Raw genomic sequence first — 13,595 nt, forward strand, 5'->3', positions numbered from 1 at the left:
CTTTTTTTGAAAATGCAGAAAACAGCTGTACTAAATGTTGTAGGGTTGACGCCCGACCTGATTGGCGAGCACACTCCCTTTTTACAGAAGTGGTTCAATAAGGGATCCGTGGCTTCGGTGGATCCCATCCTGCCTGCTGTTACATGCTCCGCCCAGGCTACTTATCTTACCGGTACCATGCCCAGCGAACACGGAGTAGTGGGCAACGGCTGGTATTTTCGAGACACCGGCGAAATTCGCTTCTGGATGCGGTCCGGCAAACTCATCCAACAACAGACTATCTGGGATATCAGCCGCCAAAAAAATCCTGACTTTACCTGTGCAAACCTATTTTGGCGTTATGCTACTTATTCCGGGGCTGATTATGTAGTTATCGAACGACCGATGTATCGCAAAGACGGCGTTAAAGTTCCGGATATTTATGCTAAGCCGATGTCCTATCGAGATACGCTTCAGGATGAACTGGGACAGTTTCCACTATTTAATTTCTGGGGACCGAATACATCTATTGTTTCCAGCCAGTGGATTGCCGATTCAGCCAAGATGGTAGCCAAAGAGTTCGATCCTACATTAAACCTTGTTTACCTCCCCCATCTGGATTACTGCCTGCAACGATCCGGGCCTGATATTTCAGAAATAAAAACAGATCTGCAGGAAATTGACCAAGTTTGCGAAGAGCTTATCAATTTTTATGAAGAGCGTGGCACGCAGGTAATCGTTCTCTCTGAGTATGGCATTACTGAAGTTAATCAGCCCGTCTCGCTCAACAGAACCTTGCGAAAAAACGGCTTCATTACCGTTCGTGAAGAGTTGGGAGGCGAGGTCTTAGATGCCGGAGCCAGCCGCGCTTTTGCCGTGGCCGACCACCAGGTAGCTCATATTTATGTCGAAGATCCGGTGGATATTGAGCCTGTCAAACAGATGCTTGAAGAGATGCCGGGCGTAGCTGCTATTTTAGGTAAAGAAGGTAAAAAGGAAGCCGGGCTGAATCATGCGCGATCCGGTGAGTTGGTAGCCATTGCAGAGTCCAAAGCATGGTTTACTTACTACTACTGGCTGGATGATGCCAAAGCCCCGGATTTTGCTCCCACCGTCGACATTCATGCTAAACCGGGCTACGACCCCGCAGAAATGCTCATGGATCCAGAAATCACCTTTCCAATACTCAAAGCCGGCATGCGGCTGCTCCAAAAAAAGTTGGGCTTCCGGTATATGATGGATTTGATACCCATCCATGGCAAAGGTGTTCGGGGCTCACACGGACTCATAACAGAATCAGCTGGCGTAAATCCGCTGTTAGTCTCGCAACAGGGGCAACATATTCCTAAATCCAGATTGGAACCGACCCAGGTCCAAGGCATTATCCTGCAGCACCTGTTTGATAAATAAATCGCAACACTTCTCCTGCACTTTGGAAGTCCGGGGTAGATATTACAAGCTACCCACCATAATCGTCTGACGGATTTAGCAAAGATCTCTTTAAGAGACCTTCTGCATAACCTGACTTGTCATCCTGAATCATATGCTGAACTCATATTGAAGTCGGGACAAGCTTTGTTTCAGTATCTCTTCAGGATCTCCATTTAAACGCTGACAAATGTAGATAAGATTCTGAAACAAGTTCAGAATGACAAGGTGGAGTGGTTTTACAAACCCTCCTGCAAATAAAAAAGGACGATGGAATACTCCACCGCCCTTCGAAAGTAATTGGTACTTAGCTATTACAGCTGAGCTTCAAGCTTTTTCTTAAGCTGGGCCTTAGGAACGGCTCCAACAATCTGGTCAACTACTTCACCACCTTTAAAAATCAATAGTGCGGGAATACTGCGAATGCCATACTTTGTGGATGTTTCAGAATTGGAATCAACATCTACTTTACCAATCTTGGCTTTCCCTTCAAACTCATCAGCCAATTCATCCACCACAGGACCTACCATACGACAAGGTCCACACCATTCGGCCCAAAAGTCAACCAATACGGGTTTATCGGAATCCACGTTAATGACATCTTCTTCAAAAGACTCATCTGTAAATTTTAGTGCTTTGCTCATAACTACATTTTATCCATTAATTAAGGTTAAATGCTTTTGAATTTTGTTAAATATCGTATAATATAACGATGCAATCATATCATTTCTTGTTATCCGATAGATTGCAAAAATTTATCGACCATGACTCGCATTTCGTTTTAAGGTAACAGAATCGTTACCTAAGAGCGTTTTTAGTCCATTTAACAATTCTTCATTGGGATCAATAACGAATTTACGAACGTGCATTGCAAATGGTCTTTTTGCTTCTTTGCTCAACACATTCAATCGTACATTCGTTTGTCCCTGGTGCTGTTTAAACAAATTGGCCATTTCTTGCAACTCATCCTCATTTACCTGGGTCGTATCAATATCCAGTTTTAACTCAATCTGATCCTGGTATTTTTCGCGCATGCTTTCGATGCGTTCAAAGCTGTTGGCAATAATTTGGGCTTTGCCGCGGCGGGTATCAATGCTACCATCAACGACGACCAGCGTATCCACCTGAATCATACCGAGATTGCTGTCATATACGTCGTTAAAAGCGATGACTTCGACCGTGCCGTGCAGATCTTCTACCTGCAGAAAGGCAAAAGGGCGCCCTTTTTTATCCGTTACGCGGTTTACTTCCGTGATGATGCCTGCACATCGAACTTCTGTACGATTGTTCAGCTGCTCCAGCTTATCCGGATCGAGGGTGTGTGAGCAAAACATATCAACATCTTCCTGGTGCTTCTCAAGCGGATGCCCACTCAGGTAGAACCCAATAAGCTCGCGCTCTTTGTTGAGCCGCTCAATATTCGACCATCGCTGAACATTGGCAAGCTCGGGCTCATCAATGGCCGAAGCGCTACCCGTTCCATCGCCGAACAGATCCGACTGATTGGAATTTTCCATTTCCTGCACGCGCGAGCCATAGCTAACAATCATTTCCATACTTTCCAGCAGCTGGTGGCGATGCGGATTCAATTCATCAAAGGCTCCGGCCTGGATCAGGCTTTCCAGCGTGCGCTTGTTGCAGATGCGCGAGTCGATACGGCGGGCGAAATCATAAATAGATTCATACTTTCCATTCTCTTTTCGCTCTTCTACCACTTCTGCCACCGCATTAGAGCCCACGCCCTTAATAGCTTCCATCCCGTACTGGATACGTCCATCCACAGCTACAAACTTACCGGCACCAGTGTTTATATTGGGCGGATCCACCGTAATACCATTATGGTAAGCTTCCTCAATAAATTTCGATACTTTATCGATGTCACCCATATTGTGGGTGAGTACGGCGGCCATATATTCCGGCATGTAATTCGCCTTGAAGAAGGCCGTCTGGTAAGCCACCACCGAATAAGCAGCCGAGTGCGACTTATTAAAGCCGTAATTGGCAAACTCGGCCATAATATCGAAAAGCTCTTCGGCCTTGCTCTCGGTCACCCCGTTTTCTACCGCGCGCTCGGTAAACACCTTGCGCTGCTTGGCCATCACTTTCTTTTTCTTCTTCCCCATCGCACGGCGCAGCAAATCCGCTTCACCGAGTGAGTAGTTGGCAATGATCTGAGCAGCCTTCATAATCTGCTCCTGGTAGATCATAATGCCGTAGGTCGGCTTGAGCAATTCTTCCAGATCAGGATGGGGATACTCGACCTCGCTACGTCCGTGCTTACGATCAATATATTCGGGGATAAACTGCATGGGGCCCGGACGATAGAGTGCGTTCATGGCAATCAGGTCATCCAGGGTGGTGGGTTTCAGCTGTTTGAGATACTTCCGCATTCCGTCCGACTCAAACTGGAAGGTCCCAATGGTATTCCCTTTTTGATACAGCTCGAAGGTCTTGTCATCATCCTCAGGCACATCATCCAGCTCGTAATGAACGCCATGATTTTCTTCCACATACTGGATGGCCGTCTTCAGGATCGAAAGCGTCTTAAGACCCAAGAAGTCCATTTTCAACAGTCCGCACTGCTCGGCATGGGGACCGTCGTACTGGGTAATCAATTCTTTATCCTTGGAGAGCGCCACCGGCACATAATCACTTATTTCTCCCGGTGCGATAATAACGCCCGCCGCGTGTATACCGGTCTGTCGCGCAGAGCCTTCCAGCGTACGTGCAAACCGCATCATCTTCTGTACCTGTGGATCCGGATGTTCAAAAAGCTGCTGGATGTCTTTGGCCGACTCTGGGTTCTTGCGGGAATCAAGGACGTCTTCAAACTCAGTAAAGCCCGGTCCATCCGGAAACATTTTTGTGATACGATTTACCTCTTCCAACGGCACACCCAGTACACGCCCCACGTCACGGATGGATGTTTTGGCCTTCATCGTACCGTAAGTCACAATCTGGGCCACATTGCTGCGCCCGTATTCTTCAACTACGTAGTCAATGACCTCCTGCCGGCCGCCATCGTCAAAATCAATATCGATATCCGGTGGACTTACCCGCTCGGGATTCAGGAACCGCTCAAACAGCAAGTCGTGCCGCAGTGGATCTATATTGATAATGCCCAGGCAATAGGCTACGATAGAGCCTGCCGCCGAACCCCGACCCGGCCCCACAAAAACATCACGCTTACGGGCTTCGGTCGTAAAGTCCTGTGTAATCAGGAAGTAACCGACGAAATCCATATCCTTGATAATGGCAAGCTCCTGCTCAATGCGCTCGCTTACATCCTGAGTGACTTGCCCATACCGCTCCTTGGCGCCCTCGTAGGTTAACTGGCGCAGGTAGTCGTACATGGAGTCATATTCATCCGGGATGGTATAATCTGGAAGCAGCAACTCTGAACTGAGCTCAATATCATCGACCTTTTCGATAATCTCATTGGTGTTATCCACCGCCTCCGGAACATCGCTAAAAAGCTCCTTCATCTCTGCCGGCGTCTTCAGGTAGAACTCGGTATTCAGGTTGTTGTTGTCATCGGTAAACCGAAATCGATTGGGATCATTAATATCCGCATTAGTCTGCAGAGCCAACAGAATATCGTGCGCCTCAGAATCTTCTTCCTCCACGTAATGCGAATCATTGGTCGCAATCATCTTTACGTTATACTCCTTCGACCATTTGATCAGCACTTCGTTACACCGATTCTGGTCTTCCAGGCCGTGGCGCTGAAGCTCAATGTAGTAATCATCCCCAAAGACATTCAAATACCACTCAAAAAGGGCTCGTGCTTCTTTCTCGCTCTCATTGATGATGGTCTGGTTAATCTCGCTGGCAATACAACAGGTGGTAGCAATCAGTCCTTCGGAATGCTCGGCCAGTGTTTCTTTGTCGATACGGGGCTTGTAATAAAGTCCATCCGTGTAACCGAGAGAGCAGAGCTTTGCAAGGTTTCGATAACCGTCCATATTCTTAGCCAGCAGCACCTGGTGATACCGCGTTCGGTCGCTTTTATCATCCATGCCCGAAGGCGTAATGTAAAACTCACATCCAATCACCGGCTTCACGCCATGCTTGTGCGCTTCATTCACAAACTCCGGCACGCCAAACATGTTACCATGGTCCGTAATTGCAATGGCAGGCATCCCTTCATTTTTCGACTTTTTGACAAGCTGGCTGATGCTCGCAGCGCCGTCAAGCATACTAAATTGCGTGTGACAATGAAGGTGTGAAAAGTTCATGCAGATTACTCCAGTTTAAGAATGAAAGGTTGGCATAATGATACAATTCATACGCCACAAAATTAAGGAGATATTTGGAATTGTTTGGAGCAAAGACAAAGACTCCTGCTCCCGGACCAGACTGTAGAGAATACTTAACTTTCTAAAATTTATATTATCTATTGCAGTTGACTTCAGTCAACTGAATAAGAATTGAAAAAAGATTTAAGCCTTCTTCCTTAGCAGTCAATTCGAACTGTCTTCTTATCATGCAGTCAGCTGAAGCTAACTGCAATAGATAACTGTGGCTTCTCATTCCTTCCATCCATACTTATCTGTAAATTCTCTAAGCTCCTTGGAAAAAGACTTGGTTTTATGATGTTTTTCCTGATTATGAATATATTTCCTCAATGATGACACATGGCTTTCGCTTACACTCACTGCCCAATAATCATCCTGCCACATAAATTTATGCCGGGTGAGTTCATTTTCATTGATCCAATAGGATGATTCTCCTTTTATAAACTGAACAACCTTGCCTAACGTTTGTTCTTTTCCAAGCGCAATAAGACAATGTGCATGATCGCGGTAACCATTCACACAGTCCAGCCAGATCTCTTTATCTTCAGCATTCTGCTTGATATGCCGAAATACTTTATATCTCAGCTCTCTTGTTTTGAGAAACGGCATCCTGTTTTTTGTTGAGAATACGATATGCACCCAAATTCTTACCCAACTCATAATTTCCAACTCTTGTGAATGATTTCTCTCTTTTTTAAACGCTCTTTGTTAAAAAGCTGTACTCATATTTAGTTTTTTTGTCAATGAATTCCAAATATCTACTCTCCCAAAACCTGCAAGAAAACAGCTCGCTCCCGTGGACGATTATCGTGGTTGATAATGACGATCTGCTGCCAGGTGCCCAAGACCGGTTTGCCGTTGTGCAATGGTACGGTGATGCCGGGCCCCATCATAGTGGCACGCATGTGCGAGAATCCATTGTCATCGCCCCAAGTCTGGCCATGGCGCGTCGTTTGATCCTGGGGCGCAAACTCCTCCAGCTTGTCTTTCATATCCTGCACTAGAGCGGGTTCGAATTCAATGGTTGTGATAGAAGCCGTAGATCCAATCGGAAAAATATGGATAAGTCCCTCGGTAAAATCATTCTCACGGACAAACTGACGAACATGATCCGTAATATCCCTGATATCCGAGAACCCTTCCATTTCTACCGTGATTTTTTGTCCGACAATATCCATAGGTTCAATCTTTTGAGTTTGGGTATGCGTCAGTGTCTAAAAACTGTTGGAGTGCTTCCCGGTATTCTAGCCCCGTATCCAGGAATCCAGTTCCGTGACTCCCCTGCAACTCAACAAATGTCTTGGGTTCCGGTGCTGCCTCAAAGAGTACGTTTCCATGGTGGAAGGGCACAACCCGATCGTCTCTACTGTGCGCCATAAACAATGGCACTTTCACCTCCTTGATGTAATCTATAGTCGGATACTGATACCGGAGGAGTTGCCTTACCGGAAGCCAGGGATATAAGTCAGCTCCGAGATCTGCCGCCGAAGTAAAGGTAGATTCAATAATCAGTGCCGCAGGATTTGTCCGGGCGCCGAGCCAGGCGGCTATAGCTCCTCCCAACGACCGCCCCTTAATAATGATATTTTTGGAATCTATACCACGAACAGTCGTCAAATAGTCCCAGGCAGCTTTCGCATCTCGGTAGGTTCCCTGCTCCGATGGCGAACCCTCGCTTTTCCCGTACCCCCGGTAGTCAAAAATAAAAACATTAACTCCGAGTGAATGCAGTAGCTTAATACTCGCCAAACGCCCCGATATGTTACCTGCATTGCCGTGGCAATAGAGCACCGTGGGCTTCTCACTACCCGCTGATATAAACCATCCATGAAGCTGGATGCCATCTGTAGTCTCAAAAATAATTTCCTCAAACGGTAACCCTACGGATGAAGGGTCTCCCCACAACTCCTCGGTTGGGTGATAGACCATCTTGGCCTGAAACAGATACAGCAATAACAGAATACAAATATATCCTGCTCCAATTGTTCCTGCTATCCATAGCAATGGCTTAATCATCTCAACCTAATAGATTATTTATAATAATATAGGAGGATCCTCTTTCTTGCAGGATTACGTTAGATCCTCACTTACCAGGCTACTTTGATCGAAGAAAATAAAAAGTGATAGTAAACTATATCAATGGTAACGTATTTCGAAGGTATCGAAATCTTCCTCTGTTTCTTCGACCTCCACATCTACATTATCGACCCTGCTGGCTCCTGGACCCTGCTCACAGCGATTAACCATCTCGCGTATATGATCCAGCGGACCTGCAAATACAGCTTCCACACGACCATCAGGCAGATTTTTAATCCATCCAAAAACACCAATTTCTTCTGCATTGACTTTCGCAAAATGGCGATAACCAACACCTTGCACTCGTCCATCTATAAATACATGCGCTTGTTGCATATAACTAAACTCCTTGTAACTCTTTTGATCTAAAATTTTTTGTTCATTAATCCCGTTAGCGGTCAAAGGTACCAATCTAAAAGGAAATATCTAACTTTCAACAATTTATAATCATAAAGTTTGTATAATTAACCCTTGTGAATTGAACTTCTACTATACACAGACCTATTTTCTCGAATGACACTTACCCAGCTTTCTTATATTGTAGCCGTTGATCGCTATCGGCATTTTGCTACTGCAGCCGAAAAGTCCTATGTCACCCAGCCTACCCTGAGTATGCAAATTCATAAATTAGAAGATGAGTTAGGCATTACCATTTTTGATCGATCTAAATCGCCGGTTATACCAACTGAAATTGGCGAAAAAATTATTGCCCAGGCTCAAAAGATCCTCAAACAGTCCAAACATATTGAGGATTTGGCTTCTCTTAGTGACGATAACCTCCGTGGTACTTTCCGGATTGGTATTATCCCAACGATAGCTCCTTACCTGCTCCCCCTCTTTTTGCGCAACTTCCGAGAAAACTATCCCGATGTACAGCTTGTGTTTGAAGAAGTGGTAACAGAGGAACTGCTTGACCTGCTCGATGATGACCATCTGGATATCGGTATTTTAGCCACACCAGTTGAACGAGGCCATGTTTTTGAAGAAGATCTCTATTACGAGCCTTTCATCGGTTATGTCTCAGAAAATCACCCGCTTGCTGAAAAAGAATCCCTTTCAATCGAAGATCTGAATATTGCCAACCTTTGGTTGCTTAATGAAGGGCACTGTTTCCGTGACCAGACAGTGAAACTCTGCAAAAAATTCCGGAAAAATAAGCTTCAAGATCCTGATATTGAGTTTGAAAGCGGGAACCTGGAAACGCTTAAACAACTGGTGGAACAGGATTTTGGGATGACATTATTGCCTTATCTTGCGAAGAATCAAATTAATGAGCAGTGCGCCAAAGCGAATATGCGTTTTTTTGAAGATCCTGTACCGCGGCGCAAAATACGAATGGTATATGGACGTGAATACCTGAAGCAAAATATCATCGAGGCTTTCAAGAACGAGATTCTGGCTGTTATACCCGATGAACTCAAACAAGAAGATGGATTGGTGGTAGAGTAAGCAGGTTACAAGGTCCAAGTTTCAGGATGCAGGATACGGGTTCACGTTGTGCCCAGTATCTTGCAACCTGCCACCTAAAAACACCCTTAGTAATTCTGTTAAAGGTTCGCTAATTTTGATGCTTCTTTAAAACGATTAAGTAATTTCTCCGTGGACCACTCTTTTATACTTTGGACCGTTTTCAACATTTTTATTATCGCAATGTTGATCATCGATCTTGCGGTCTTTCACAAAAAGGATCATGAAGAAAGCATTAAAGAGGCACTCATCTGGACGGGTGTCTGGATTGTCCTTTCCCTCATTTTTGGGGCCGGCGTGTATTACTATATGGGTACGCAAACCGCCCTGGACTACTATACCGGCTACCTGATTGAAAAATCCCTCAGCGTTGATAACATATTTGTTTTCCTGCTGGTCTTTAACTATTTCAAAGTGCCGGCCAAATACCAGCATAAAGTACTTTTCTGGGGAATATTTGGCGCCTTGGTCATGCGTTTTTTCTTCATTTTTACGGGAGTAGCTCTTTTAGAACGGTTCCACTGGATTATCTACATTTTTGGTGGCTTCCTGGTCTATACCGGCATCAAGCTGGCCTTTGAGAAAGATAAAGAGGTTCAACCCGACCAAAATCCCGTTCTCATTCTCGTGCGCCGGTTTATTCCCACCGTCAAAACGTACTACGGCTCCCATTTTTTCATACGCAAGATGGGCAAGTTAGTCGCTACGCCACTTTTTGTTGTGCTTGTTGTCATTGAAACAACTGATCTTGTCTTTGCGCTTGACTCTATCCCGGCTATTCTTGCCATTACGCGCGATGAATTCATTGTCTACAGTTCCAATGCCTTTGCCATATTAGGATTACGAGCCCTTTATTTTGCAGTATCAGGCATTATGAGACTTTTCCACTACCTGCACTATGGACTCTCAGCAATTCTGGTCTTTGTAGGAATCAAAATGCTCATTGCGGAATTCTACCACATTCCCACCCCCTATGCTCTTGGATTTGTGGCAGCATCCCTAACCATTTCGGTGGTTGCTTCAATTATGGATCCCCTCGAGGAGGATGAAGTCATAGAAAAAGAAAGACAACCCCATTAACCGGCCCCTGGCATGTCTTTTTCCGCCAAATGGTTTTTAGTTTATTATGCAGCCTTGGGATTTATACTCATCCTTAGCGGTGGATATATTGCATTCCAAAAGAACCAGATCAAACAATGGTTTTTATCGGCCTCGGAACAAGAGCAACCACCGGTTTTACTTATTCGTATTCTCAAATATCTCGCTCTTTTTACCCTCCCCGGGCTTATTTTATCCTTTCTTCCCTTTTCCTGGATCGAACTTCTTTTCACCGCTTGGAGTTTAATACTTCTATACCTGGCAAGCATCCAACTTGTTCGCTGGGCACAAAGCCGAATAATCATCCAACAAAATGAAGAACGGCTTACTTATTTAATTCGCACCAGTGGTGCCATAATGTTGTCAGTAGGCTTTGCTATTTTACTGCTTGCATATTTTGTGGCTCAACGATCCTAACACTAATGAATATTACCAAAGCGGGCTATCACGGTATCCTGCTTCCGGATCTTAATATTGGATTCGATTACAGTGGTACCGAAACTCAATATACCTTTATTTCTCACGCCCATGCCGACCATATGCCGCGGGGAAAGGCCACCCATGTCTACTGTACCCCCAATACGCATGATCTGATGCGCAAACGAGGGTTTAAAGGGAAAGCCGATCGACTACATTTTGGCGAGACATTAACAACAGACAAAGCAAGGATCACCCTTTATCCTGCGGGACACATCCTGGGGTCGGCCATGGTTTTTGTGGAAAGTGATGACGGAAATATACTTTATACCGGCGACTACCGAACGCCTCCCTCTCCCGCTTCCGAGGGGTTCTCGCTTCCTGAAAAATCAGTAGATCATTTCATTACGGAAGCTACGTTTAGCCTGCCCATTTACAAGTGGGACTCTCATGAAGTTTTGGGTAAAGAGATCAGAACCTTTGCAATACAATCACTCGAAGAGGGCTACACACCTGTCTTCCTGGCTTATAATCTTGGCAAAGCGCAGGAGGTGATGCATATGCTGGCCCCTGCCCAGTTGCCCGTTCAAATCCATGGAGCCGGCTATAAATTATGTGATATTTATGAACAAGCAGGAATTGATTTAGGCAACTATGCTCCCTACGACCGACAAAGTTGTAAAGGCAAGGTACTTATAACCACTAATTCAGCCATTAATAATGGCTTTGCCTCTAACGTCCGCAAGAAAAAACTGGCGTACTGCTCAGGATGGGCTACCAGAGAGGCCACCCGATCGCAATTGACCGTTCATAAACTGATTCCGCTTTCTGACCATCTGGATTTCTTCGAGTTGATTAACCTCTGCAAAAAGTTGAGGCCCCAGAAAGTATATATTACTCATACCCCCAATGCCAGCGTCGTACAGCATTATCTGGATGAAGCCGGAATTGCATCCCGATTTTTAGACCTTGAAATGGAAGAAGATGACTGATTTCAATAACTCATTTCAAAAACTGGCCGAAACCGCGCAACACATTGCGGAATCCCGTAGCATCAACCGTAAAATAGCGATCTGTGCCAAGTATTTTAAATCGATTGATCGAGATTCCAATTTAAACTTAGCGGCCCAATTCCTGGCTGAAGGAGCTTTCTCTAACCTATCCGGTAAGCGGGCCACCGTAGGTAGCCGCACTTATTCTACCTGTGCAGCCAATTTTTGCGAAATTGATTATGAAAAAGTATTTAAACCCTGCAAAACAGCTCTGGGAAGCTCATCTGAGGCCATTGAAAAGCTGATGCATAATATTGAAGCTGCCCGGGAAAAGCGAAGTCCTCAAAAGCTTTCTTTGGCAGATATTGTAGCAATCTATGAAAATATTGCTGCTGTTTCTTCCCGGGATGATAAACAGGCTATTTTACGCAGCGCCTGGAAAAAGATGACTCCTGTAGAAATTAAATATTTCATCCGTGTTATGACTCGCGGCTCCCTGCGCATTGGCTTCGAATCCAAAAGTGTAGTGGCAGCCTTAGCCCAGGCATTTGATAAAGGTGTTGAAGCAGTACGATATGCCCACATGATAACCGGTAGTATCGGTCGTACAGCGGTGCTTTGTAAAAACAACCAGCTGGATGAAGCCTCGTTCAACCTCTTTCATCCGCTTTCATTTATGCTCGCCTCTCCTATCGAAAGCCGCGCGGTAGAAAACCTGGGGCACTATGTAGCAGAGGAAAAATTTGATGGCATGAGGACGCAAGTCCACCTTAGTGGCAACCAAGTGGAGATTTATTCCCGAGACCTAAATGAAATCACGCACTCCTTCCCGGAAATCGTTACCTTTTTTGTCAGCCGCAACCTGCCGAACCTTGTATTGGATGGTGAAGTATGCGTTTATAAAGATGAAGAAATCCTTCCCTTTCAACTGCTGCAAAAAAGAATGGGACGTAAGAGACCTTCCCAAAAAATACAGCAAAAATACCCGGTGTTATTTATTGCTTATGATGTGCTTTTCTATGAAGATCGTCCCATTTTTGAAAAAACGCTTATTGAGCGTAGACAACTGCTCCAAAAAGTGTCTGAATCATCCCGACTGCCCATCACCAATCAGTTTGAAGTAACAGATGAAGATAGTATAGAAGAACTTTTTGACCAGGCGCTGGCTCACGGTAATGAAGGACTGGTGCTCAAGAAAAAGAAGAGTACTTACGAATATGGACAGCGTCGCAAATCATGGCTCAAGGTTAAAAAACCGGGCGGCACCCTCGATACGGTCATCATGTATGCTCACGCCGGAAGCGGGAAGCGCGGAGGCTATTATTCGGATTTTACTTTGGGAATTCGGGTAGCCGAGGATGAACGCTATGAAGAAGAGTTTATCCCGATTGGCAAAGCGTATGGCGGCTATACGGACGAGGAGATGAAGCGTCTGAACAAGCGAATTAAAGAGCTGACCGTTGAGAAATATGGTCCTACACTTGGACTTATTCCTGAAGTGGTTGTTGAGCTGGAATTTGATGACATCCAGGTGAATAAACGAACCAAAGCAAACTATACTCTGCGACTGCCTCGGTTTAAAGCCATCCGGTGGGAGCTGGGCCCCGAAGATACTGACAGCCTCAAAGAAGTAGAACGTCTCTACGACGAAAAGATTAATCGTGATCGTCTCAAACAGGATGAAAATCCGTCATTTTATTTTGCTTCTAAGTCACCGGACTGATCCAAACGGCCAGATGACCAAGGTAGAAAGTTCGCTTATCCTCTTCTGTGATTTCTACCTCCCACACCGTCGTCGGTTTGGGCAGGAGCCAGAAATGGGCAAAATAGCAGGCAGGCT

General features: G+C 45.3%; 12 protein-coding genes. 6 read left to right on the forward strand and 6 right to left on the reverse strand.

What is annotated here, in order from left to right; translation table 11 throughout:
* Window positions 1-12: 12 nt before the first annotated feature.
* A complete protein-coding gene (locus tag J6I44_RS13085; protein ID WP_265766596.1) occupies window positions 13-1,389 on the forward strand; it encodes an alkaline phosphatase family protein in 1,377 nt (458 codons plus the stop codon).
* 332 nt (window positions 1,390-1,721) lie between these two features.
* Here the strand turns inward: J6I44_RS13085 and trxA are convergent, their stop codons facing one another.
* The 6 genes from trxA to J6I44_RS13115 form a co-directional block, all read right to left on the reverse strand.
* Window positions 1,722-2,051, reverse strand: coding sequence for a thioredoxin (trxA, locus tag J6I44_RS13090; protein WP_265766597.1), 330 nt, complete (start codon window positions 2,049-2,051; stop codon window positions 1,722-1,724).
* A 111-nt stretch (window positions 2,052-2,162) separates the two neighbouring features.
* The gene (gene dnaE, locus J6I44_RS13095; protein WP_265766598.1) at window positions 2,163-5,645 is read right to left on the reverse strand and encodes a DNA polymerase III subunit alpha; all 3,483 of its coding nucleotides are present in this window, start codon (window positions 5,643-5,645) and stop codon (window positions 2,163-2,165) included.
* A gap of 291 nt (window positions 5,646-5,936) precedes the next feature.
* The gene (locus J6I44_RS13100) at window positions 5,937-6,365 is read right to left on the reverse strand and encodes a transposase (protein ID WP_265766599.1); all 429 of its coding nucleotides are present in this window, start codon (window positions 6,363-6,365) and stop codon (window positions 5,937-5,939) included.
* A 98-nt stretch (window positions 6,366-6,463) separates the two neighbouring features.
* Window positions 6,464-6,883: a secondary thiamine-phosphate synthase enzyme YjbQ gene (locus tag J6I44_RS13105; RefSeq protein ID WP_265766600.1), complete on the reverse strand. Its 420-nt coding sequence runs from the start codon at window positions 6,881-6,883 to the stop codon at window positions 6,464-6,466.
* A 4-nt stretch (window positions 6,884-6,887) separates the two neighbouring features.
* Window positions 6,888-7,721: an alpha/beta hydrolase gene (locus tag J6I44_RS13110; RefSeq protein WP_265766601.1), complete on the reverse strand. Its 834-nt coding sequence runs from the start codon at window positions 7,719-7,721 to the stop codon at window positions 6,888-6,890.
* A gap of 120 nt (window positions 7,722-7,841) precedes the next feature.
* Window positions 7,842-8,117 carry an acylphosphatase gene (locus J6I44_RS13115; protein WP_265766602.1) on the reverse strand — a complete coding sequence of 92 codons (276 nt, stop codon included), beginning with the start codon at window positions 8,115-8,117 and terminating at the stop codon, window positions 7,842-7,844.
* Window positions 8,118-8,294: 177 nt separating this feature from the next.
* On the opposite strand from J6I44_RS13115, the gene J6I44_RS13120 reads away from it, so the two are divergent.
* The 5 genes from J6I44_RS13120 to J6I44_RS13140 all read left to right on the forward strand — a co-directional run bounded on the left by J6I44_RS13120 (window position 8,295) and on the right by J6I44_RS13140 (window position 13,478).
* A complete protein-coding gene (locus tag J6I44_RS13120; RefSeq protein ID WP_265766603.1) occupies window positions 8,295-9,230 on the forward strand; it encodes a hydrogen peroxide-inducible genes activator in 936 nt (311 codons plus the stop codon).
* Between the two features lie 150 nt (window positions 9,231-9,380).
* Window positions 9,381-10,328 (forward strand): TerC family protein, encoded by a 948-nt coding sequence (locus J6I44_RS13125; RefSeq protein WP_265766604.1) that lies wholly within the window; start codon window positions 9,381-9,383, stop codon window positions 10,326-10,328.
* Between the two features lie 12 nt (window positions 10,329-10,340).
* Window positions 10,341-10,763 carry a hypothetical protein gene (locus J6I44_RS13130; RefSeq protein ID WP_265766605.1) on the forward strand — a complete coding sequence of 141 codons (423 nt, stop codon included), beginning with the start codon at window positions 10,341-10,343 and terminating at the stop codon, window positions 10,761-10,763.
* Window positions 10,764-10,768: 5 nt separating this feature from the next.
* Complete coding sequence (locus J6I44_RS13135; protein ID WP_265766606.1) at window positions 10,769-11,755, forward strand: MBL fold metallo-hydrolase; 987 nt, start codon at window positions 10,769-10,771, stop codon at window positions 11,753-11,755.
* Entirely contained in the window at window positions 11,748-13,478 is a 1,731-nt protein-coding gene (locus J6I44_RS13140) for an ATP-dependent DNA ligase (RefSeq protein WP_265766607.1), read from the forward strand. Before J6I44_RS13135 ends, J6I44_RS13140 begins: the two co-directional genes overlap by 8 nt.
* Window positions 13,479-13,595 lie beyond the last annotated feature (117 nt).

The sequence above is a fragment of the Fodinibius salsisoli genome (assembly GCF_026229185.1).
In the GTDB taxonomy this organism is placed as follows: domain Bacteria; phylum Bacteroidota; class Rhodothermia; order Balneolales; family Balneolaceae; genus Fodinibius; species Fodinibius salsisoli.

Bases quoted from the DNA above. Each gene is read 5' to 3' on its own strand.
- trxA (WP_265766597.1), bottom strand. From the start codon at position 2,051: ATGAGCAAAGCACTAAAATTTACAGATGAGTCTTTTGAAGAAGATGTC.
- J6I44_RS13105 (WP_265766600.1), bottom strand. From the start codon at position 6,883: ATGGATATTGTCGGACAAAAAATCACGGTAGAAATGGAAGGGTTCTCG.
- J6I44_RS13140 (WP_265766607.1), top strand. From the start codon at position 11,748: ATGACTGATTTCAATAACTCATTTCAAAAACTGGCCGAAACCGCGCAA.
- dnaE (WP_265766598.1), bottom strand. From the start codon at position 5,645: ATGAACTTTTCACACCTTCATTGTCACACGCAATTTAGTATGCTTGAC.
- J6I44_RS13130 (WP_265766605.1), top strand. From the start codon at position 10,341: ATGTCTTTTTCCGCCAAATGGTTTTTAGTTTATTATGCAGCCTTGGGA.
- J6I44_RS13120 (WP_265766603.1), top strand. From the start codon at position 8,295: ATGACACTTACCCAGCTTTCTTATATTGTAGCCGTTGATCGCTATCGG.
- J6I44_RS13135 (WP_265766606.1), top strand. From the start codon at position 10,769: ATGAATATTACCAAAGCGGGCTATCACGGTATCCTGCTTCCGGATCTT.
- J6I44_RS13100 (WP_265766599.1), bottom strand. From the start codon at position 6,365: ATGAGTTGGGTAAGAATTTGGGTGCATATCGTATTCTCAACAAAAAAC.
- J6I44_RS13085 (WP_265766596.1), top strand. From the start codon at position 13: ATGCAGAAAACAGCTGTACTAAATGTTGTAGGGTTGACGCCCGACCTG.
- J6I44_RS13115 (WP_265766602.1), bottom strand. From the start codon at position 8,117: ATGCAACAAGCGCATGTATTTATAGATGGACGAGTGCAAGGTGTTGGT.
- J6I44_RS13110 (WP_265766601.1), bottom strand. From the start codon at position 7,721: ATGATTAAGCCATTGCTATGGATAGCAGGAACAATTGGAGCAGGATAT.